At 67.7% G+C, this 19645-nt stretch carries 17 protein-coding genes; 8 read left to right on the top strand and 9 right to left on the bottom strand.

Annotated features, from left to right (window positions below; genetic code table 11):
* The first annotated feature begins 20 nt into the window (after nucleotides 1-20).
* Nucleotides 21-1094, top strand: coding sequence for a DUF2855 family protein (locus ACYVLV_RS15240; protein ID WP_460811252.1), 1074 nt, complete (start codon nucleotides 21-23; stop codon nucleotides 1092-1094).
* A gap of 98 nt (nucleotides 1095-1192) precedes the next feature.
* On the opposite strand, the gene ACYVLV_RS15235 is transcribed toward ACYVLV_RS15240, so the two are convergent.
* Nucleotides 1193-2791: a fatty acyl-CoA synthetase gene (locus tag ACYVLV_RS15235; RefSeq protein ID WP_460811251.1), complete on the bottom strand. Its 1599-nt coding sequence runs from the start codon at nucleotides 2789-2791 to the stop codon at nucleotides 1193-1195.
* A gap of 81 nt (nucleotides 2792-2872) precedes the next feature.
* Between ACYVLV_RS15235 and ACYVLV_RS15230 the strand changes: the two genes are divergently transcribed.
* Together ACYVLV_RS15230 and ACYVLV_RS15225 are read left to right on the top strand one after the other, a co-directional pair.
* Nucleotides 2873-4246: a mycothione reductase gene (locus ACYVLV_RS15230; RefSeq protein WP_460811247.1), complete on the top strand. Its 1374-nt coding sequence runs from the start codon at nucleotides 2873-2875 to the stop codon at nucleotides 4244-4246.
* 277 nt (nucleotides 4247-4523) lie between these two features.
* On the top strand, nucleotides 4524-5234 hold the full coding sequence (locus ACYVLV_RS15225; protein ID WP_460811245.1) for a spermine/spermidine synthase domain-containing protein: 711 nt from the start codon (nucleotides 4524-4526) through the stop codon (nucleotides 5232-5234).
* A gap of 10 nt (nucleotides 5235-5244) precedes the next feature.
* Here the strand turns inward: ACYVLV_RS15225 and ACYVLV_RS15220 are convergent, their stop codons facing one another.
* Genes ACYVLV_RS15220 through ACYVLV_RS15205 form a run of 4 tightly spaced genes read right to left on the bottom strand, consistent with a single transcriptional unit; the run spans nucleotide 5245 to nucleotide 9563 of the window.
* The gene (locus ACYVLV_RS15220) at nucleotides 5245-6267 is read right to left on the bottom strand and encodes a succinylglutamate desuccinylase/aspartoacylase family protein (protein WP_460811242.1); all 1023 of its coding nucleotides are present in this window, start codon (nucleotides 6265-6267) and stop codon (nucleotides 5245-5247) included.
* Between the two features lie 3 nt (nucleotides 6268-6270).
* Entirely contained in the window at nucleotides 6271-6744 is a 474-nt protein-coding gene (locus ACYVLV_RS15215) for an ATP-dependent zinc protease family protein (protein WP_460811241.1), read from the bottom strand.
* Nucleotides 6745-6801: 57 nt separating this feature from the next.
* Nucleotides 6802-7863, bottom strand: a complete 1062-nt coding sequence (locus ACYVLV_RS15210) for a TIGR03032 family protein (RefSeq protein WP_460811239.1) — start codon at nucleotides 7861-7863, stop codon at nucleotides 6802-6804.
* Complete coding sequence (locus ACYVLV_RS15205) at nucleotides 7860-9563, bottom strand: ELWxxDGT repeat protein (RefSeq protein ID WP_460811237.1); 1704 nt, start codon at nucleotides 9561-9563, stop codon at nucleotides 7860-7862. Before ACYVLV_RS15205 ends, ACYVLV_RS15210 begins: the two co-directional genes overlap by 4 nt.
* A 346-nt stretch (nucleotides 9564-9909) precedes the next feature.
* Between ACYVLV_RS15205 and ACYVLV_RS15200 the strand changes: the two genes are divergently transcribed.
* The 3 genes from ACYVLV_RS15200 to ACYVLV_RS15190 all read left to right on the top strand — a co-directional run bounded on the left by ACYVLV_RS15200 (nucleotide 9910) and on the right by ACYVLV_RS15190 (nucleotide 12360).
* Nucleotides 9910-11100, top strand: a complete 1191-nt coding sequence (locus ACYVLV_RS15200) for a RimK family alpha-L-glutamate ligase (RefSeq protein WP_460811236.1) — start codon at nucleotides 9910-9912, stop codon at nucleotides 11098-11100.
* A 223-nt stretch (nucleotides 11101-11323) separates the two neighbouring features.
* Entirely contained in the window at nucleotides 11324-12187 is an 864-nt protein-coding gene (locus ACYVLV_RS15195; protein ID WP_460811234.1) for an ATP-binding protein, read from the top strand.
* On the top strand, nucleotides 12184-12360 hold the full coding sequence (locus ACYVLV_RS15190) for a DUF1059 domain-containing protein (protein ID WP_460811231.1): 177 nt from the start codon (nucleotides 12184-12186) through the stop codon (nucleotides 12358-12360). The genes ACYVLV_RS15195 and ACYVLV_RS15190 overlap by 4 nt, the downstream gene beginning before the upstream one ends.
* Before the next feature lie 30 nt (nucleotides 12361-12390).
* Here ACYVLV_RS15190 and ACYVLV_RS15185 read toward each other — a convergent pair whose 3' ends face one another.
* Entirely contained in the window at nucleotides 12391-13638 is a 1248-nt protein-coding gene (locus ACYVLV_RS15185) for a cation:proton antiporter (protein WP_460811229.1), read from the bottom strand.
* A 126-nt stretch (nucleotides 13639-13764) separates the two neighbouring features.
* Between ACYVLV_RS15185 and ACYVLV_RS15180 the strand changes: the two genes are divergently transcribed.
* A complete protein-coding gene (locus ACYVLV_RS15180) occupies nucleotides 13765-14445 on the top strand; it encodes a haloacid dehalogenase type II (RefSeq protein WP_460811227.1) in 681 nt (226 codons plus the stop codon).
* A gap of 92 nt (nucleotides 14446-14537) precedes the next feature.
* Here the strand turns inward: ACYVLV_RS15180 and ACYVLV_RS15175 are convergent, their stop codons facing one another.
* Nucleotides 14538-16313 carry a sensor histidine kinase gene (locus tag ACYVLV_RS15175; protein ID WP_460811225.1) on the bottom strand — a complete coding sequence of 592 codons (1776 nt, stop codon included), beginning with the start codon at nucleotides 16311-16313 and terminating at the stop codon, nucleotides 14538-14540.
* Between the two features lie 320 nt (nucleotides 16314-16633).
* Between ACYVLV_RS15175 and ACYVLV_RS15170 the strand changes: the two genes are divergently transcribed.
* On the top strand, nucleotides 16634-18469 hold the full coding sequence (locus tag ACYVLV_RS15170; RefSeq protein WP_460811224.1) for an ATP-binding protein: 1836 nt from the start codon (nucleotides 16634-16636) through the stop codon (nucleotides 18467-18469).
* On the opposite strand, the gene ACYVLV_RS15165 is transcribed toward ACYVLV_RS15170, so the two are convergent.
* Both ACYVLV_RS15165 and ACYVLV_RS15160 read right to left on the bottom strand, forming a co-directional pair.
* Nucleotides 18416-19063 (bottom strand): copper resistance CopC family protein, encoded by a 648-nt coding sequence (locus ACYVLV_RS15165; RefSeq protein WP_460811222.1) that lies wholly within the window; start codon nucleotides 19061-19063, stop codon nucleotides 18416-18418. The two genes, ACYVLV_RS15170 and ACYVLV_RS15165, sit on opposite strands and share 54 nt — an antisense overlap.
* Nucleotides 19042-19635 (bottom strand): hypothetical protein, encoded by a 594-nt coding sequence (locus tag ACYVLV_RS15160; RefSeq protein ID WP_460811221.1) that lies wholly within the window; start codon nucleotides 19633-19635, stop codon nucleotides 19042-19044. Before ACYVLV_RS15160 ends, ACYVLV_RS15165 begins: the two co-directional genes overlap by 22 nt.
* Between the last annotated feature and the right edge of the window lie 10 nt (nucleotides 19636-19645).

The raw sequence follows: 19645 nt of genomic DNA, 5'->3' as shown, positions 1-19645 counted from the left end.
CACCTAGAGGAGACGACCTGATGAAGCAGTTCCAGATCCACCGCGAGGACATCAGCCGCACCCGGGTCGTCGACACCCCCGACCCCGAACCGGGGTCGGGCGAAGCGCTGTTGAGCGTGCAGCACTTCGGGTTCACGGCGAACAACATGACCTACGCGGTGCTGGGGGACCAGCTCGGCTACTGGCAGTTCTTCCCCGCCACCGAGGAGCCGGACCAGTGGGGCGTGGTCCCGGTCTGGGGGTTCGCGGAGGTGATCGCCGAGCAGGGCTCGGGGCTCGAGGTCGGGGACCGACTCTTCGGCTACTTCCCGACCGCCACCCACCTGATGATCCGGCCCCAGGGTGACCCGGGCAGGACGGTCGTCGACACGACGCCGCACCGGGCGGCGCTGCCCGCGGCGTACAACAGCTATCAACGTGCTGCGGCCGACGCGGACCGGCTGACCGAGGATCTGCGGATGCTGTTGTTCCCCCTCTATCTGACCTCCTGGGCCATCGGCGACATGCTCGAGGACAAGGGCTTCTTCGGCGCTGACCAGGTGCTGGTGGCCTCGGCGTCCTCCAAGACAGCCCTCGGGGTCGCCTACGCGATCCGGACCGCGGCGAACCCGCCCGCCCTGGTGGGTCTGACCTCTGCGACGAACCGGGAGTGGGTGGAGGGTCTGGGGCTCTACGACCGGGTCGTGGTCTACGACGACGTCGAGACCGAGATCGAGAAGCGGCCCACCGTCATCGTCGACATGGCTGGCAACGGTCCGCTGCTGGGACGTCTCCACACCCACCTGGCCGAGGCGATGCGGCGTACGGTCAGCGTCGGCATCACCCACTGGGAGGACTTCGGCGCCCACCCGGACGTGATCGGGGAACGGACCGAGTTCTTCTTCGCGCCCACCGTGATCGCCGACCGCATCGAGCAGTGGGGGGCCGGCGAGTTCGTACGACGCTCGGAGGCCTTCATCAGTGAGGCCGCCAGTGCCAGCGCGGGTTGGTTGAGCATCGTCGAGTCTGCCGGGATCGACGCTCTTGGCGAGCTGTACGCCGAGGTGCGCACCGGTTCCGTCGACCCGAATGTCGGGTCCGTGGTTCGGGTCTGACCCTGGTGTGATCCGGAGAACCTGATTCCCTCCCAGATGGTCGCGAAACGGGTCCGCGGGCGACCATTCGGGAGGGACTGAGATCGGAGGGGTACGGCCTACCGGGCGTCCCCGAGGGTGGCGTGCTCGTCCCGCAGTTGCCGCTTGAGGATCTTCCCGCTCGGGTTCTTGGGCAGGGCATCAGAGATCACGACGTACTTCGGGGTCTTGAAGCCGGCCAGCACCGATCGGCTGTGCTCGATGACGGCCTCGGAGGTCAGCTCAACCCCAGGCTTGGGTACGACGACCGCCACCACCGCCTCCACCCACTTGGGGTGGAACACCGCGAACACGGCGACCTCGGCCACCCCGTGCAGGGTGTAGATCGCCTCCTCCACCTCCCGGCTGGCGACGTTCTCCCCACCGGTCTTGATCATGTCCTTCTTGCGGTCCACGACGTAGATCCGGCCTTCGTCGTCGACGTACCCCAGGTCCCCGGAGTGGAACCACCCGTTGCGGAAGGCCTCGGCCGTCTTGGCCTCGTCGTTGTAGTAGCCCAGGGTCGCGTGCGGGGATCGGTGCACGATCTCCCCGACCTCACCAGCGGGAAGGGTCACGTCCTCGTCGTCGACGATCCGCGTCTCGACGTTGAGGACGGCCCGACCCGCGGATCCGGGGGCTGTGAGTTGCTCCTCAGGTCCCAGCATCGTGGCGAGCGGAGACATCTCGGTCTGGCCGTAGAGGTTCCACAGATCTACGTCGGGAAGCCGCTCGGCCATCTCCTTGAGAATCTCGACCGGCATCGCGGAGGCACCGTAGTAGCCCTTCCGCAGCGAGGACAGGTCGGCGTTCTCGAACTCGGGGGCGCGCAGCAGCCCGATCCACACGGTGGGTGGGGCGAAGAACTTGGTGATCCGGTGCTCCTCGATCGCCGCCAACACCGCCGCGGGGTCGGGGCCCGGGAGGAGGACGCTGGTGCAGCCGAGGTAGATGTCGACCCCGAAGAAGACGTCGAGTTGGGCGGTGTGGAACAACGGCATCGAGTGCAGTTCCACGTCGTCGACGTGCATCGAGGCGTCCACCACACAGGAGACGTACTGCCACATCAGGGCCCGACTCGACAACAAGGCCCCCTTGGGCCGGGACTCGGTGCCGGAGGTGAACATCATCCGGATCGGGTCGTCGTCGGCCACGCTCACCGGGGGCGGGGTCGCCTCCCGGTCGAACCAGTCCTGGGCGTCGACCCATCCGTCCGGTACGGCGGTCCCCTGCAGTCGGATCAGCGCGCGGGTGGTGACCTCCGGGGCGGACTCGAGCGCGGCCCGGCCGACCTCCAGGAGACCGTCCTCGACCACGAAGGCCACCGCGCCGCTGTGCTGGAGGATGAACGCGACCTCGCTGGCCCCGAGCATGTAGTTGATCGGCACCAGCACCACTCCCACCCGGGCAGCGGCGAAGTCCAACACCCCGAACTGCCAACAGTTGTGGCTCAGCAGCGCCAACCGGTCACCCTTGACTAGCCCGGCCTCGGCAATGGCCGCGGCGGCGTGATCGACCAAGCGGTCGAAGTCGGCGAAGGTCAGCCGGGTGTCACCGTCGATGATGGCGAGCTTGTCGGGAAGCCTCAGCGCCGTACGCCGCGGGAGGTCGCCCAGGGAGTGCTGCCGGGCCTGGGACACGAGCGATGGGGTCGTTGCAGAAGTCGTTGCAGGGGTCATAGCGACGGAACCTACGCCGCATCCGACCTCCTGTCTGCGCCCACCCGGGAAGGAAACCGGCAGCCTGGTGGTTGTCAGGGTGTGACTGACACCAACACCGAACACTTCGACCTGATCATCATCGGCAGCGGATCGGGGAACTCCATCCCCGAGTACCTCTCCCACAAGTCGATCGCGATCGTCGAGCGCGGAACCTTCGGGGGCACCTGCCTGAACGTCGGGTGCATCCCCTCGAAGATGTTCGTGCTCCCCGCCGACGTGGCGGTGCAGGCGCAGAACAGCGCCAAGCTGGGCATCGAGACCTCCTTCGAGAGCGCCGACTGGGCCGCCATCCGGGACCGGGTCTTCGGCCGCATCGACGCCATCTCCGCCGGCGGTGAGGCGTACCGCGCCACCGGCACGGAGAACGTCACTCTGATCCAGGGCACGGCGCGCTTCACCGGCGACCGCACCTTCGACGTCGAGGGCCGCACGATCAGCGCCGACCAGGTGCTCCTCGCCGCGGGTTCCCGCCCCTCGGTCCCGCCGATTCCCGGCCTGACCGAGACCGGGTTCCACACCTCCGACTCCGTGATGCGGCTCGAGAGCCTGCCCGCCCGGATCGGCATCATCGGCGGCGGCTACATCGCCTCCGAGATGGGGCACGTGTTCTCCGGTCTGGGGTCGCAGGTCACCTTGATCAACCGGTCGCCGCAACTGCTGCGTGGCCAGGACGACGAGATCGCCCGTCGCTTCACCGAGGTGTTCGGGCAGCGCGTCGACCTGCGCCTGGGTTCTGTCCCCACGAAGGTCGAACGCCGAGGGAACGAGATCGTCATCCACAACGCTGGTGAGGAGATAGTGGTCGACGAGTTGTTGGTCGCCGCCGGTCGCGAACCCAACAGCGACCTGCTCGACGTGGAGACCGGGGGCCTGACCTGCCACCACCACGGGACCGTGGTGGTCGACGAGTACCTCCAGACCGCAGCCGAGGGTGTGTGGGCCATCGGTGACCTGGTGAACCAGTTCCAGCTCAAGCACGTCGCCAACCGGGAGGCCACCACCGCCTTCTGGAACATCGCCCACCCCCACGACCAACGCGCCGTGGACCACAAGGCTGTCCCCGCCGCGGTCTTCAGCAACCCTCAGATCGCCTCCGTCGGAATCACCGAGGAACAGGCCCACCAGGAGGGGCACGACTTCGTGGTCGGCAAGCGGGACTACGCCGGCACGGCGTACGGCTGGGCGCTGGTCGACGAGACGTCGTTCGCCAAGGTCTTGGTGGACCGGAAGTCGGGCCTGATCCTGGGCGCCCACATCATCGGAACCCAGGCGGCCACCCTGATCCAACCCCTGATCCAGGCGATGCAGTTCGACCAGACCGCCCGCGAGGTCGCTGAGGGTCCCTACTGGATCCACCCCGCGCTGACCGAGGTGGTCGAGAACGCCCTGATCGAGGCCGTCAACCAGCTCTGATCCGCCGCTGGTTGGAGTGTGAGGAGCGCTAGCGACGAGCCCGGTTCCGCACGGGGGTTGAGGTGTGAGGAGCGCTAGCGACGAGCCTCGAAACCAAGTGCCATCGACGGACCTGGGTGGCACGGTTGCGTGGTTTCGAGGCTCAGGCCTTGGCGGCCTTCGCTCCTCAACCAGCGTCGGGTTCCTAGCCGGCCTTCGCACCTCAACCAGCGCCGGGTTCCTAGCCGGCCCTTGCACCTCAACCAGCGGCGGGGCCCCGACGGCGTACCGTCGCAGCATGCGCATCGAGGAGCTCGACTACCAGGACACCCCGATCGGGGTGATCAGCCTGCGGCGCCGTCACGACCGGACCGTGGGGCGGGACGTCTACGAGGTCAAGATCGACGACGAGTTCCTGATGTCCAGCCTGTTCACGGTGGTCGAGCGCGAGTTGTCGCACCTCGGGTTGGCCCAGGCCCAGGGTGAGAACCTGCGGGTCCTGGTCGGGGGCCTGGGCCTGGGCTACACCGCGGTGGCCGCGCTGGAGGACCCTCGGGTCACCGAGCTCACCGTCATCGACGCGGTGGCAGCGGTGATCGACTGGCACGAGCGTGACCTGTTGCCCGAGACCGTCGGGCTCGCCGCCGACCCCCGGGTGCGTCTGGTGCAGGGCGACTTCTTCGCCCTGTCCGCTGCCGCGGAACTCCCCGATGCGCCGTACGACGCGATCCTGCTCGACGTCGACCACTCGCCGGCGAATCTGTTGCACCCCAGCCACGGGCCGTTCTACACGGCCGCTGGTCTGACCACCCTCGCGACGATGCTGGCGCCCGGCGGGGTGTTCGGGCTGTGGTCCGACGATCCGCCCGACCGCGGGTTCGAAGCGGCCCTGGCCGCTGTCTTCGCCACCTCGGCCAGCCACGTGGTGACCTTCCCCAACCCCATCACGGGCGGGGAATCGGCGAGCACGGTCTACGTCGCCGTGACACCAGCCGTGGCCCCGGCCTGACCCCGAGCCGCTACAGCGACTCGTCGAGCACCGGCGGGGCGCCGTTCTCCTCGACGACCTCCACGGAGGTCTCCGGCTCGCGGGCGTGGTCGGCGATGTGGATGACCGCATCACCGCTGTTGACCAGCGGCGCCTGGGTGCGACCGATGATGATTCCGTCCCGGTCGGAATGCACCAGACGGACCCGCTTGCCGAAGGAGTCGAAGAGCCCGCCCAGCTTCTCACCCTTGGCCACCCACTGCCCCAGGCTGACCTCGACGTCGAGGATGCCGGTGCCCCGCGCCCGGACCCAGCCGCTGCGCCAACAGTCCACGCTCGGCGGTGGCGGGTCCTCCTGGACCGGGTCGGTCATCTCGAGGGCAGCCAGCACACGGCGTACGCCGGCCACCCCGGCGTCGATGGCCCAGTCGTCCAGGCGCCAGGCCTCGCCGGCTTCGTAGAGCAGGACGGTAGCGCCCCGCTCGCGGGCGGCGTGACGCAGCGATCCGTCGCGGATCCGGGCGTGCAGCATCACCGGGGCGGCGAAGGCCTCGGCCAGCCAGCGGGTGCGCGGGTCCTCGAGGTCGGCGCGGATCTGCGGGAGGTTGGTCCGCCGGTCCGAGCCGGTGTGGAGGTCGATGCCCACCTCGCACTTGGCCACCACCTCGGTCATCATCAGGTGCGCGATCCGGCTGGCCAGGGACCCCCGGGCCGACCCCGGGAAGGAGCGGTTCAGATCCCGGCGGTCGGGCAGGTAGCGGTCTCCGGCCATGAAGCCGAGCACGTTCACGATGGGGATGGCGATCAGGGTGCCGCGGAAGGTTTTGGGGTTGAGGTCGGCGATGACCTGACGCACCACCTCGACCCCCACGGCCTCGTCACCGTGGATCGCGGCGTCGATCCACACCGTCGGCCCGTCCTCGCGGCCGTGCACCACACGCACCGGGAGGTCCACCTCGGCACCGGTGACCAGACGGGTGATGGGCAACGCCACCGATCGGGTGGTGCCGGAACGGATCCGGACGTTGCCGATCTCGAAGGAGGCACGAGCCACGGGTCACTTACCTCGGTTCTTGCGTCGGCTGCTGCGCGGTGGTCGACCGCCAACGTAGGAGCGACCTGGATCGACGAGGAACGCGCGGCGCAGTGCCTCGCGCCCCACCAGCATGCGGAACCCCATCTCGTCGCGACGACTCAGCGTCATCTCGGCGTCAACCGAGTGGCCGACGAGGCTGAGCTCCATCATCACCACCAGTCGTTCCTCGGTGTGCCCCGAGGAACTGCGCACCCCGCGTCGGTCCAGGATGGGGCTCTCCGCCACCACCGAGTCCTCGGCCGAGCGCTGCCAGGGGTGCACCGAGTAGCGGACCCACGGCGTCCCGTCCCGATCGAACTCCTCGAGATCGAAGGCGTGGATGGCCGAGGTGCGGGCACCGGTGTCGAGCTTGGCCTTCACCCACGGCACCCCGATCGAGGGCAGGCTCACCCATTCTCGCCAGCCGGCGATGGTGTGGGACGGCTCAGGTGTCACTCGTCGATCCTCTCAGGCGCGACCAGTCAAACAGGACAGCGGCACGGTCGACCCGCGTCAGGCTGACGGGACGAGCCAGATCTCCTCCTCGCCACCCGGAGAGCCGCCGAGGGCGAGGCATCGGGTTCTGGGCACGACCTGAACGTCGAAGATCTCTTCGATCCCGGTGGTGAACTCGAGGGTGGCGACCGTGGATCCGGTGGCTAGGTCGATCACGCCGAGACCACACTTGAGTTGGTCGTAGTACGCAGCGATCGGGACCCGCCCGAAGATCGCGGTCTCCCGGATCCGGGATAGCCCCACGAAGGCAAGACCTCCGTGAAGGGCGAGTCCGCGGGCGTATCCGGGCAGCAGCGCGACCACCTCGCGGCGACCACTCCCGAGATCGACCCGCTCCAGCCGGCCCATCCCGGAGTTCAACACGTACAGGGTGCCGTCGTGCCAGCGCGGTGAGTGGGGCATGGCGATTCCGGTGGTGACGACCTCTCCGGAGGCGACGTCGAGGATGGTGCCGGTGTCGGTGTCCAGTCCTCGCCATCCGGACGGTTGGTTGGTCTGGGCCATCACGGTGACGTAGGCCGGTGCTCCGTCGCGCATCGCGAGTCCGTTGAGGTGGCAGCGGTCCTGCCCGGCGAGGTCGGTGATGAACGGGGGTCGCCAGCGGGGGACGAAGCTGTGGTCGTCATCGAGCCCGGCCAGGCAGGAGAACAGGGTGTTGACCAACCACAGGTCTGGCTCCCCGTCGTGGTCGGTGCCCCAGGCCATCTCGTGGGAGTGGATCTTTCCGGTGACGTGGGTACGCCGAGGCAGGAAGCACCGGTCATACCTGCCGGCGGGTTCGATGCTCCCCGCGAGCCCGGAGTGATCGGTCAGGCACCAGACCTGGTTCTGAGACCCGACCGCGATCTGATCCGACCCGACCGCGACGCCCATCGCATGGTCGAACCGACGAAACGAGAACTGCGGCCGACCCTGATCGACGCCTACAGCAATCAACTGACCGGCTTGGTAGGTCGAGATCAACAGCGAACACCCTGCCGCTTCTAGCGTCTCGGCGAACGAAGAGCTGTGACGGAACCCGGCTTCGACGAACCCGTCGGCGCTCCCGGGGGTGCTCACCGCCGTTTGATGATGAAGGTGCGCTTACGGACTTCCCGGGTGCCGCCGGAGCGCTTGAACGCGATCTTCACGCGGACCTTGATGTGCGCCGTCGTGCGGCCCTGCTTCTTGGCGTTGCGAAGTTTGCGGTTCAACTTCTGACGCCCGGCCTTGGTGGGCTTCACCGTCAGCCGAGTCTCGCCAGCCCGGGCGAGGGTCTTTCTCTTCACCTTCACCGGGGAGTTCCCCAGCGGCTGCAGCCGCAGGGTGCCGGGGCACGGTACGACGACCCTGACCCCTCTGGTGCCCTTCTCGGTGTTGGCCCGGCCCTTCTTGCCCACGATGAATCGACCACCCGACTGGCCAGCGAGCGGGGGATCGTCAGTAACCCTCCACAAGTGCTCCTTTCTGTAATCAACGTCGTCAACGGTCGTGAAGTAGAGGACGCCTCCAACGTCGGTCATGGAGTACAGGGAGATGAAGCCAAGGGCGCAGATGTTGTCGACGCGCACGGTTCCCTCGTTGGTGCCGTCGGATCTCCACAATGGCCCTGAGTCGCCCGCTGGGTTGGTGAAGTACAGGGTTCCGGCGACGTCGGTCAGCCAAGACGGGTTGCGGGCCGCGCCGGATGTGTTGTATTCCACCGGGGTGGTCCCTGCGGTAGTGCCGTCGGACTTCCACAAGCGGTCGTTCAAGGCGACGAAGTACAAGATTCCGCCGACTTCCGTCAGGTTCCTCGGGCCGCTGCTTGATCTGCCCGGGATGATGTCTTTGACCAGGAAGGTTCCGGCCTCGGTGCCGTCGGATCTCCACAGCTCGTCCCCGGTCGTGCCGTCGTCGGCGGTGAAGAGCAAGGTGCCACCGACGTCGGTCAGGTAGTACGGGTCGTAGCTGTAGGGCCCGGGGTCTTGGCTCACGGTGCCGGGGGCGATCTCCTTGACCATCGTGGTCCCTGCGGTAGTTCCGTCGGACTTCCACAGCTCGTACCCGCTGGCGGCCGCGTAGGCCGTGAAATAGAGCGTGCCGCCGACGTCGGTCAGGTCGCTCGGCCGGCTGTCCGCGCCGCCAGGGTTGATGTCCTTGACCAGGCGGGTCCCGGTGGTGGTGCCGTCGGACTTCCACAACTCCATGGCGTTGGCTGAGTCGCTGGCCGAGAAGAACAGCGTTCCCCCGACCTCGGTCAGGTTGCTGGGGAAGCCACCACCGGTGCCGGGGTCGATCTCTTTGACCAGGGTGGTTCCGGTGGTGGTGCCGTCGGATTTCCACAGTTCGAGTCCGCGGGTGCCGTCGTTTGCGGTGAAGAACAGGGTTCCATCGACGTCGGTCAGGTTGCTGGGGTAACTGGTTGCGGTGCCGGGACTGATGTCTTTGACCAGGGTGGTTCCGGTGGTGGTGCCGTCGGATTTCCACAGTTCGAGTCCGCGGGTGCCGTCGTTTGCGGTGAAGAACAGGGTTCCATCGACGTCGGTCAGGTTGCTGGGGTAACTGGTTGCGGTGCCGGGACTGATGTCTTTGACCAGGGTGGTTCCGGTGGTGGTGCCGTCGGATTTCCACAGTTCGCGCCCGTGGGCGCCGTCGTTTGCGGAGAGGAACAGGGTTGCCCCGACGTCGGTCAGGTATCTGGCTCCGCCCGGGAACTCTGCGAGCCGCGCCAGCGAGTCGGGTTTGGGTGCCGCCGGGGCCGCGGGCGTCAGCGGCGCTGCAGGGACGGGCCCCGTCATGCCGGTGAGGGTGAACGCGCTGGCCACGACCACGGCACTCGACCTGGCGGCGATCCGTCGTGCGCGTCGTCGCCGCGACCGCAGAGCCGAACGTTGCTGGCCAATCCCATTGGTGATTCGTCGCCGCCGACTGCTCATGCCCCGGCACGCTACGCCCGGGAAGGGGTCGTGCGCGGACGATGATTTTCCGAAATTGGCGGGGCATGGCTCCGCGGCGCGTTGTTCGCGGAGGGGAGTTGTGCGGGGTCCCGCCCGCCCAGCCATGGTGTTGGATGGTCGCGATGTCTCACACTGATCTGCGCTGGACCCGATCGTCACTCCCCGTCGAGACCTGGAGGTCACGGCCATGAAGCTAGCCATCCTGTCGCGCGCCCTGGGTTCCTACAGCACCCAGCGGCTGCGGACCGCCGCGCTGGACCGGGGTCACCAGGTCAAGGTGCTCAACACCCTGCGCTTCGGTATCGACCTCGCCGGTGACGAACCGGACCTGCAGTTCCGGGGTAAGCCGATCTCGCACTACGACGCGATCCTGCCGCGCATCGGCAACTCGATCACCTACTTCGGCACCGCCGTGGTGCGTCAGTTCGAGCAGATGGACGTCTACACGCCCAACACCTCCAACGGCATCGCCAACTCCCGCGACAAGTTGCGCGCGAGCCAGATCCTGTCCCGTCACGAGATCGGGATGCCGGGCACCACCTTCGTGCGCGACAAGGCCGACGTGATCCCGGCGATCGAACGGGTCGGCGGGGCCCCCGTGGTGATCAAGCTCCTCGAGGGCACCCAGGGGATCGGGGTCATCCTCGCCCCCGACATCAAGGTGGCCGAGGCCATCGTGGAAACCCTTCACAGCACCAAGCAGAACGTCCTCATCCAGCGTTTCGTCAAGGAGAGCAGGGGCCGCGATATCCGGGCCCTCGTCGTCGGGGACCGGGTCGTGGCCGCCATGCGTCGGGTGGCCCAGGGAGACGAGTTCCGCTCCAACGTGCACCGCGGTGGCAGCGTCGAGGCTGTGGAGCTGACTCCCGAGTTCGAGAAGGCCGCCGTGCGGTCCGCCCAGATCATGGGCCTGCGGGTGGCGGGCGTCGACATGCTCGAAGGCGACTCAGGTCCGCTGGTGATGGAGGTCAATTCCTCCCCCGGACTGGAGGGCATCGAGCGGGCCACCAACCTCGACATCGCCGGGTCGATCATCGACTACATCGACAACCAGGTCGCCTTCCCCGAGATCGATGTGCGTCAGCGCCTGACCGTCTCGACCGGGTACGGCGTGGCCGAGATCGTGGTCCAGACCGGTTCGGACCTCGTCGGCCGGACCCTGGGCGAATCGGGGCTGCGCGAGCGCGACATCACAGCACTGACCCTGCAGCGCGCCACGAACGTCATCCCCAACCCGCACAGCCGCTATGTGCTCGAGGACGGCGATCGGATGCTGTGTTTCGGCAAACTCGAGGAGATGCGGTCGATGATCCCGGCTCGTCGACGCAAGAGGACCCGGGTCCGCAAGCTCCCGAAGGCTCCGATCCACGACGCGTGACACCCCATTATCCGCTTTACGGTAATTCGGACGGTCTGCCCCAAAACCTTCCGAAAGGCCCATCCGGCCCGTACGGTCAGGACTAGCCCAAATATCGGGGGACTAGCGCACTGGGGGGACAATTCGGTGATTCCGAAGTCTGTGTGCGCGGAAATGGGGCAGCATTATGGTGGCCGGTTCATCAGGTAATCGGATAACGACCATCGGATCGGGGGATCCACTGATGGCAGGTGATCCCCACGACCCTGCCTCCAGACCCGATCCCAGGATCGAGGCCGTCCGCGCGGTCCTGGCGGGAGGGGACGTCGACGAGGTCGCCCGACAAATGTCGATCGACCCCACCCTGGTGGAACGCTGGGTCACGATGTTCGTCGACGCCGGCACCGGGGCCGTCACCAACCGTCCCAACGACCAGACCGCCGTGCAGCGCGACCGGTTCCTGGCTGCGTTCGCCTTCGAGGTCCGTGCACCGTTGACCGTGGCCATGGGGTGGGCGGACCTGATGGGGTCCGGCGACCTGGACCCCGAGTCGTACGTCGGCACGGCGGGCCGCCTGCAAGCGGCCCTGGACGACCTCTCCGAACGGATCATCGACGCCGAGTTGCTGGTGGCGGCCTCCCTGGGTGGGCTGGTCCTGGAGAAGACGCGAGTCACCGCGGGTGAGATCTGCACCCTCCCGGGCCTCCCTCCGGTGCTCGGCGCAGGACCCAACATCGCCTTCGATGTCGACGTCGACCTGTTCCGCTGCATCGTGCGGGACCTGTGGAACGCCGCCGGACAACGACCCAGTCCGACCTCGCGTGGCCTCGAAGCCGTGGTCCGGGGGCCCTGGGTGGAGTTGAGCGTGACCCGCAAGGGCGACCCGATCGATGTCGATCATCTCCAGGCCCTCTTCGAACCCTTCGACCATGACCTGATCGGCAGCGGCGTCACCGTCGGCCTCTATCTCGCCCGAGCGCTCAGCGTGGCGCACGGGGGCACTATCGGAGTAGATCAAGATGATGACGGAGCGGTGTTCTGGGTCCGAGTCCCGCGCCACTCCACTCAACGGGGTCAAGACCCCACAACCAACGGAGGAAAGTCATGACTTTCAAACTCGCCTGTGGTGACGTGATGCCGGGTTGCGCCTCACGCTTCGAGAACGACTCCAAGGACGCCCTGATGAACGACGTGGCGATGCACGCCAAGGAAGATCACGGCATCACCGAGATCACGCCCGAGATCGCCTCGGCCGTCGAAGGCAAGATCCACACCGCCTGACCTCGCAGGGACCACCGGAGTGCCGGGTCGTCACTTGGCCCAGCGCGTCGGCATCTCCGTGGTGTCCAGCATCTCGGGCTGGCTCTCGTGGGCGGTGGAGAGCCTGGCCGCGAGCCGGCCGGTCCAGGGGTTCGCGCTGACGCCGTGCGCGACGATGCTGATCAAGATGGCCAGGGTGGCCGTCACGAAGATCGTGTCGGCGGCCGGACCCTCGATCTCGTCGACGACCAGCAGGGCGAAGAGGATCGAGGCCAGCCCGCGGGGCCCGAACCAGCCGATGAAGAAGCGCGTGTGGACCAGGGCGCCTGATCGCCATAGAGCGATGAGCACCGCGACGGTGCGGATCACCAGCAGACTCAGGGCGGCGTACAGCACCGAGGACCAAGTGACCTCGGCCAGGGCGGACCCGGCGAACAGGGCTCCGAAGATGAGGAAGGTTGCCGCGGTCAGCAGTTGGCCCTCGTCCTCGGTGAAGTCCACGATCTCGTGGCACTCCGTACGGGCGACGCGTCCGAAGGCGAGCCCGGCTACGAAGGCAGCCACGAAGCCGTTGCCGTCCAACAGTTCCGCACCGGCGTACGCCGCGGCTGCGATGGAGAGCACCCCGAGCTGTCGGTAGACCCCCTCGACCCGGCCGGCCATCGAACTGCGCTGCAGGATCCAGCCGGCACCGAGCCCGCACACGAGGCCGGCGGCCAGCCCGAAGCCGATCTGCTTGGCCACGAATGCCCCCCAGACGTCGAACCCGCCGCCCTCGGCAGCCGCCAGCGCCAGGAGCACCGCCACCACGGGCACCACGATCCCGTCGTTCAGGCCGCTCTCGACATTCAGTCCCTGCCGCAGTCGCACCGGTAGGCGCCGGTCGCTGACCACGGCCTGGCCCAAGGCGGCGTCGGTGGGGGCCAGGACCGCCGCGAGGAGCGCGGCCTCGGGCCAGGTGAACTCCGGGAAGACCAGCAGGGCGGCGAGGGTCCCCAGGATCAGCATCAGGGGAAGGCCGATTCCCAGCAGACGGGCGGGCAGCCACGCGTCGTGACGCAGGGCCCGCACGTCGATGCGAACCGCGTCGGTGAACAACACCAGGACCAGGGTCGCCTCCACCAGGATCGCCACCCCCTCACCCTCGAGCTCGAGGTCGAACAGACTCAGGCCCTGACCCCCGACGGCCAGTCCGACCACGGTGAAGACGATCGGGGCGGTGATGACCGAACGCGAGGCCGCCATCGAGAACAGCGAGAAGACGAAGAGTGCGAGAGCGACCACCAGGAGTTCGATCATGGTCCCATCGTCTCAGGCGCGTCGTTCCTTCCGATGTCATCGTTCTGTAGGGCAGGGTTGCTCGGGTGGCCGACCACGGACAGCTACAGTCCGAAGTGACCTGACTCCCGCCCGGAAGGCCCACTGATGGAACCGATCGAGGCCGTCATCTTCGACGTCAACGAGACCCTCACCGATCTGACCCCGATGCGGGATCGCTTCGTCGAGCACGGTCTCGCCGCCCATCAGGTCGACGCCTGGTTCGCGTCCGTCCTGCGCGAGGGCTTTGCTCTGACCAGCGTCCAGCAGATCGCGTCGTTCGCCACGATCGGGGGTGAGTTGCTGCACGGGTTGCTGCGGGCCGACATCCCCTCGGATGCGTCACGGGACGAGGCGGTCACCGCGATCCTGAGCGCGTTCAGCTCCCTGCCGGTGCACGACGACGTCCCCGAGGCCATCCGCGACTTGGCCGCACAGGGCCACGCCCTGGTCACCCTGAGCAACGGATCGGCGAAGGTGGCAGCAACCGTTCTCGAGGCGGCGGACCTGACCCGCCACTTCGACTCCCTCCTGTCTGTGGAGGACGCAGGGATCTGGAAGCCCGCCGGGGGCGCCTATGCCCATGCGTTGAAGCACGGAGGCTGGACTTCGGCGAAGTCACTACTGGTCGCCTGCCACCCGTGGGATCTGAACGGGGCCAGGGTCGCCGGCTTGGCCACGGCCTGGGTCAACCGGACCGGAGCGACGTGGCCGTCGTACTTCGCGGAACCGGACCTGACCATGACCGACCTGCGGGAACTCCCGGGCCTGCTGAAGGCTCCTGCCTGACTCACCGTTCCCTCCGAGATGGTCGTCCGGATAGGTGCGAGGCGACCATCTGGGAGGAAACGGGGTCTGTGGCCCCGGGTTGTGAGGGTGCTTCAGACGGCGGGCAGGTGCAGGGTGAAGGTGCTTCCACCGCCGAGCGTGGATTCCACCTCGATGCGACCGCGGTGCCGGGTCACGATCCGATCGACGATGGCCAGCCCGAGGCCGGACCCGCCACGGCTGCGAGCCTCGGGGTCGGCGGAACGGAAGAACTCGCGGAACAGATTCTCCTGATCCTCCGGCGAGATTCCGATGCCGGAGTCGGAGCAGGAGATGCGGATCTCGCGGTCCACGGGTTCTACCGTCAAGGTGACCGTGGAGTCCGGTGGGCTGTACTTCAGCGCGTTCGTGACGAGGTTGCCCAGGGCGCGGTCGAGTTGCCGTGTTTCTCCCAGGGCCCGGACGGGGCCCTCCGGCAAGATCACCTCCACGGACTGTCCGGACTTCTGTGCGGTCACTGCGGTCAGGTCGCGGACGGCCAGGGCCACGCTTCGTATGTCGACCGGTTCGAACGGACTGCCCGGATCGGGATCGCTGACTCGGGATAGCAGGAGAAGGTCCTCCACGATCGTCACCAACCGCTTGGCCCCGCGATCGGCCGCGGCGAGTGCGGCGGTCGCCTCATCGGCGGTGAGGTCCTCGACATCGAGGAACTCCAGGTTTCCCAGGATCGAGGTCAGGGGCGTGCGCAGTTCATGAGAGATGGTCGAGATCAGCTGATCCTTGTAGGCGTCGATGCTCTGCAGTCGTGCAACCAGGCGGTCCTGCTGGTTGAGGGTGCGCAGGTTGAGCACGGCCCGGCCCAAGTCGTGTCCGAGATCGAGTGCGGTCGAGGCCTCGACGTCGCTCCACCCGGGGTCGTGGCGGCCACGACTCAGCATCAGGGCGCCGAGGCACTGCTCGGCAGCTCCCAGGGGAACCACCATCAACGAACCGATCCGACGTTCGTCGAGGAACCGGCGGGTGACCTCCTGATCGGTCGGATCCAACTCGGTGCCGAGCGCTTGGTCCACGGTGAGCCGGATGACCTGCTGGCTCTCCCAGGCCGTGACCGCGAGAAGGCGGGTGACGCGGGCGACCTCATCGGTGGAGTCCCGGGCGCCGACGAGCACGGTGGAGGGTTCCTCGAGGAGATTCTCGTCGAAGACGTGCACCCAGGCCTCGCGCGCGGCGTACCCGGACTGAAGGGCTGTGCGGCAGTCGGCCACGATGTCGGACAGGGATGTCTGAGCGGTGGCCGTGCGTACGACGCGTCGGGCGATCTCGGCCATCCGGGTGCGCTGAGCGAGCTCGTCGTACTCCAACTCGTTGAGGATCGCCCGCAGGGCCTGGATCGCGCAGCGCTCCAGGATCCTGCGTCTGGCCGGTCCGGGTCGGCGACCGTCTCGAGGACGGTCGAACGACAAGATGGCGCGCAGTTCACCGTGTCGGTCGTAGAGCGGCGCGAGGAGCACGTCTAGGGGTCGCCAGGGCTTGTCATCGTCCGGCGGAGCGTTGTGACCTGCGGGGATGGCCCGGAAAGGAGCGGCGAGCTGGGTCAGGGGCCCCTCGGGTACGAACCTGAGGATGCCCCAGTCCTGCGCCTGGGACACCAGGGTCAGCAGATTGCCGATCGTGGTGCGGACGCCCAAGGCGGCGGCCACACTCGCCGGGTCTCCGGACACGGCGACCACTTCGAGTTCGTCCTGACGGACCAGGGCGATCCTCGCGATGTCGAAGCCACTGAACTCGGTGACCCCTTGAGCGATGACCTCGAGGCTGTCGAGCCGCAGCGCATCGCTCCAGAGCAGGGGCGGAGGAACCTGGGAGGCGTCCTGAGGTCCTGGCATCGAACCAGTGTTCCATCCCGCGAAGCGCGCGTGTCCTCGTCAGCCCCGACCCGGACCCCATGACCGGGTCGAGGCTGGCGAGATTCACGTGTCGCACGGCGGCCCGCCATCACCCCTGAAAGCGGGCCACCGTGCTTCTGGGGGAACAACGAGAACGGCCGCCTGAGGTTACGGAAGCAAAATTTCGGACGAAACTGGTCTAAACCAGCTCAAGTCGCGTTAAGTGGATGCCGATACCCCCTCTAGGGCCGCCATATCTTGACGTTTCTCATGGTTGCCCCTGAGCCGCCTCCTGAACGCTTGGTCCCCCGGAAAGCCCCATGACTCCCGAACCTTCCCCCGAAGTCAGCGCGCTGCGCGACCTCCATCGGGTCGTCATGCTCGTGCACTCGGGCCAGGACCTCACCGAGGTCCTCCAGGTCGCCGCGGAAGGAGTCGCCGCAGCCCTCGGCTTCGAGAGCGCAACCATCAATCTGCTTACGCCACGCGGTGACTACGAAGCCGTCACCTCGGTGGGTCCGGGTGCCGCACTGCTCCACGGGACGCGCAACGACCGCGCCGAGTTCGAGAGCGAGCTCAGCATCGCGGACGCCTGGGGTTCGCTGCGGTTCGTCCCAGCTGGTCGGTACGCCGTGCCGGCGGGTGTCGTGGTGTTCCGCCCCGACGAGGAGCCCTTGGACGTGCCCGACGCCTGGCACCCGGACGACGCGCTCTACGCGCCTCTTCGCGATCAGAGCGGCGAGATGCTCGGCATCCTCAGCGTCGACCTGCCCCTGAACCGTCGTCGTCCGAGTCTGCTCAAGCAGCAGTGCCTGGAGATGTACGCCGTCCAGATCGGTTTGGCGATCGCCCACGCCCGCGAGCGCGAGCGCCTCGAGCAGCGGGTGCGGCTGACCGAGGTCATCAGCAGCGTGACCAACGCGGTGGCTGAGGCCTCCGAACTAGACGTCGTACTGGACGCCAGCCTGACCCCGATCCGGGTCGGCTTCCAGGCAGAGTTGGCGTGGTTGAGGCTGTTCTCCGACGAGCAGGCGGGTTGGGCGGCGGCCAACTACGCCCGGGATCTGACCGACTGGTTGCGTCCGTCGCCGGCCGCGACGGGTGATGAACGGCCGGTGGTGCCGCAGGAGGACTTCGATGCTGCCGCGCAGTTGGCGCAGGCCTGCTGGCACCAACGCCGGCCCGTGGTCGTCACCGACTGTGGGCACGACACGAGCCGAGGGATGCTCACGCGTCGCGACCGTCAGCGGATCCTCGACTGGCTTCGGGGGGTCGAACTGGACACCTTCATCCTGTTCCCGGTGGGGACGGCCCACCACTGCGCGGGATTCGTCAGTCTGGCCCGGCGAGCGAGCGCCGGTGAGTGGACCCCGACCGAGGAGGACGCCGCCTCTGACGTCGGTCGTGAGTTGGGCCGGGCGATCAGCATGGCGCGGGCCCGCAAACGCGAGACACAACTCCTACGGAAGTTGGAGGAGATCGACACCCACAAGAACGAGATGATCGCCACCGTCGTCCACGAACTGAAGAACCCGCTGACCTCGATCAGAGGGAACCTCGAACTGATGGAGGACGACCCGGAGGTAGCGGACCGCGCGTCCTCGGCCATTGCCTTCAACGTCGATCGCATGCTCGGTCTGGTCCAGAACATGCTGACACTGAGTCGATTGCGCGACCCGCGCACCGAACTCCACGCCGTCCTGGTCGACCTGACCGCGATGGTGCTGTCGTTGGAGTCCCTGGTGGAGATCCAGGCCCAGCGATCCGGGGTGGTCGTCTGCTTCGAGAACGTCGAGGCGGACATCAGCTTCCACGGGAACCGGGAGGGGCTCGAGCGGATGATGGTCAATCTCGTTTCGAACGCCGTCAAATTCAGCGAGCCCGGCACCCAGGTGCGCGTCAGCCTGTCGGCCGCGGCCGACGCGGTGGAGTTCACGGTCGTCGATCATGGGCTGGGGATCTCGGTCAATGAACAGAACCACCTGTTCGAGGAGTTCCACCGCTCAGACGACCCGGAGGCTCGCGCGCGCCCGGGGACCGGGCTGGGACTGGCCATCGTGGCCAGGATCGTGGAGCGGCACGGTGGCCGAATCCGGGTGGACTCAGACCTCGGGGTCGGGAGCACCTTCGCTGTTCGCCTGCCCGTGGCTGGATGAGGACTCGTTCTCCAACGCCCGGTCGGTGCGGATGCGGCGTACGACCAGGGCCAGGGCGATGACGAGCAGCGCTCCGAGCAGGTAGGGCAGGAACGCAGGGAAGCCACCGGTGCCCATCTCGTCGAGTGTCTGAGCCTCGCCCGGAGAGTCCAGCGACAGGTCGGAACAGGCGGCGGTGAGGTCGTTGTCCGGGCGCTCGCCGCCGGCGACGACCTCGAAGGAGTACTTCCCGCGGATCAGGTCCCCGTCGTCGCTGGTGGCGGAATACTCCAGCGTGTGGACCCCCGGTTCCAGGGGGCCGGTGGTCGCGCACACAGCGGTCGCGTCCGCGGTCGTCTGCGCGGGCCCGACGGCGATCGGGTCACCGCCAGCGTCGAGGATGGCGATCAGAGCCCGACCCTCCTCGGCGAGATCGTCGAACTCGAGCGCGACCACGACTCCGCCCGGGGCCAACGAGTCACCAGGGCCGGGGCTCCCGTCGACGAGGTCGCCGTGAGCAAGGGCGGCGGGCGCGAACAGGCCCATCACCGCCCCGAGGAACAGGGTGGTGACCAGCGTGGTGAGGGAGGCCCTCAGGAGCTGAAGTCGGCGCATACGAGGCGGTTGTCCATCGAGTCGGCGGGGTGGACGATCGCGGAGGGAGCCAGGTCCTCGACCCGACGGTCATTGGTCACGGTTGCCTCGCCCGTGCCGTCATCGCTCGCGGTGAACCCGAGGTGCACCTCGTTCGGGGGCACCTCCTCGCCCTCGGGATCGAAGGCGAAGTGCGGACCACCGTTGTCCTCGCTGCACGACTGGGCGTGCAGGTGCGAGACGTACTCGACGCCCGGTTCGAGGCCACTGAGACGGATGGTCACCGTGGTGCCGTCGTCGTTCTGGGCCAGCCAGGCCTGGCCGGCGACGTCGTCGCTGCCCGGAGGAGCGGTGTCGAGGAGGGTGAAGGTGCCCTCGGTGACCTCTCCGTCCACCTCGTCGGCCGGGGTCGCGTCGGGCTGGTTCGCCTCCGACATGTCCATGCCGTCCATGCCGTCACCTGCGCCGGCGGAGTCGTTCATGTCGGGCATGTCGGACCCCTCCTCGGTGGAGGCGTCGCTGCCGCAGGCGGCAAGAGTGCCGGCCAGAGCGAGAGAGGCCAGTACAGCGGTCGTGCGTCGCAGACGGGTCATGAGGCAGAAG

The sequence above is a fragment of the Nocardioides salsibiostraticola genome, assembly GCF_054783655.1.
The sequence above is the reverse complement of the archived record's forward strand: the minus strand, read 5'-3'. Positions and strand labels throughout refer to the sequence as shown.

What these genes read in the sequence shown, in the direction of transcription:
- ACYVLV_RS15240 (WP_460811252.1), top strand. Translation starts at nt 21, where the DNA reads ATGAAGCAGTTCCAGATCCACCGCGAGGACATCAGCCGCACCCGGGTC.
- ACYVLV_RS15235 (WP_460811251.1), bottom strand. Translation starts at nt 2,791, where the DNA reads ATGACCCCTGCAACGACTTCTGCAACGACCCCATCGCTCGTGTCCCAG.
- ACYVLV_RS15225 (WP_460811245.1), top strand. Translation starts at nt 4,524, where the DNA reads ATGCGCATCGAGGAGCTCGACTACCAGGACACCCCGATCGGGGTGATC.
- ACYVLV_RS15205 (WP_460811237.1), bottom strand. Translation starts at nt 9,563, where the DNA reads ATGACGGGGCCCGTCCCTGCAGCGCCGCTGACGCCCGCGGCCCCGGCG.
- ACYVLV_RS15200 (WP_460811236.1), top strand. Translation starts at nt 9,910, where the DNA reads ATGAAGCTAGCCATCCTGTCGCGCGCCCTGGGTTCCTACAGCACCCAG.
- ACYVLV_RS15195 (WP_460811234.1), top strand. Translation starts at nt 11,324, where the DNA reads ATGGCAGGTGATCCCCACGACCCTGCCTCCAGACCCGATCCCAGGATC.
- ACYVLV_RS15190 (WP_460811231.1), top strand. Translation starts at nt 12,184, where the DNA reads ATGACTTTCAAACTCGCCTGTGGTGACGTGATGCCGGGTTGCGCCTCA.
- ACYVLV_RS15185 (WP_460811229.1), bottom strand. Translation starts at nt 13,638, where the DNA reads ATGATCGAACTCCTGGTGGTCGCTCTCGCACTCTTCGTCTTCTCGCTG.
- ACYVLV_RS15180 (WP_460811227.1), top strand. Translation starts at nt 13,765, where the DNA reads ATGGAACCGATCGAGGCCGTCATCTTCGACGTCAACGAGACCCTCACC.
- ACYVLV_RS15175 (WP_460811225.1), bottom strand. Translation starts at nt 16,313, where the DNA reads ATGCCAGGACCTCAGGACGCCTCCCAGGTTCCTCCGCCCCTGCTCTGG.
- ACYVLV_RS15170 (WP_460811224.1), top strand. Translation starts at nt 16,634, where the DNA reads ATGACTCCCGAACCTTCCCCCGAAGTCAGCGCGCTGCGCGACCTCCAT.
- ACYVLV_RS15165 (WP_460811222.1), bottom strand. Translation starts at nt 19,063, where the DNA reads ATGCGCCGACTTCAGCTCCTGAGGGCCTCCCTCACCACGCTGGTCACC.
- ACYVLV_RS15160 (WP_460811221.1), bottom strand. Translation starts at nt 19,635, where the DNA reads ATGACCCGTCTGCGACGCACGACCGCTGTACTGGCCTCTCTCGCTCTG.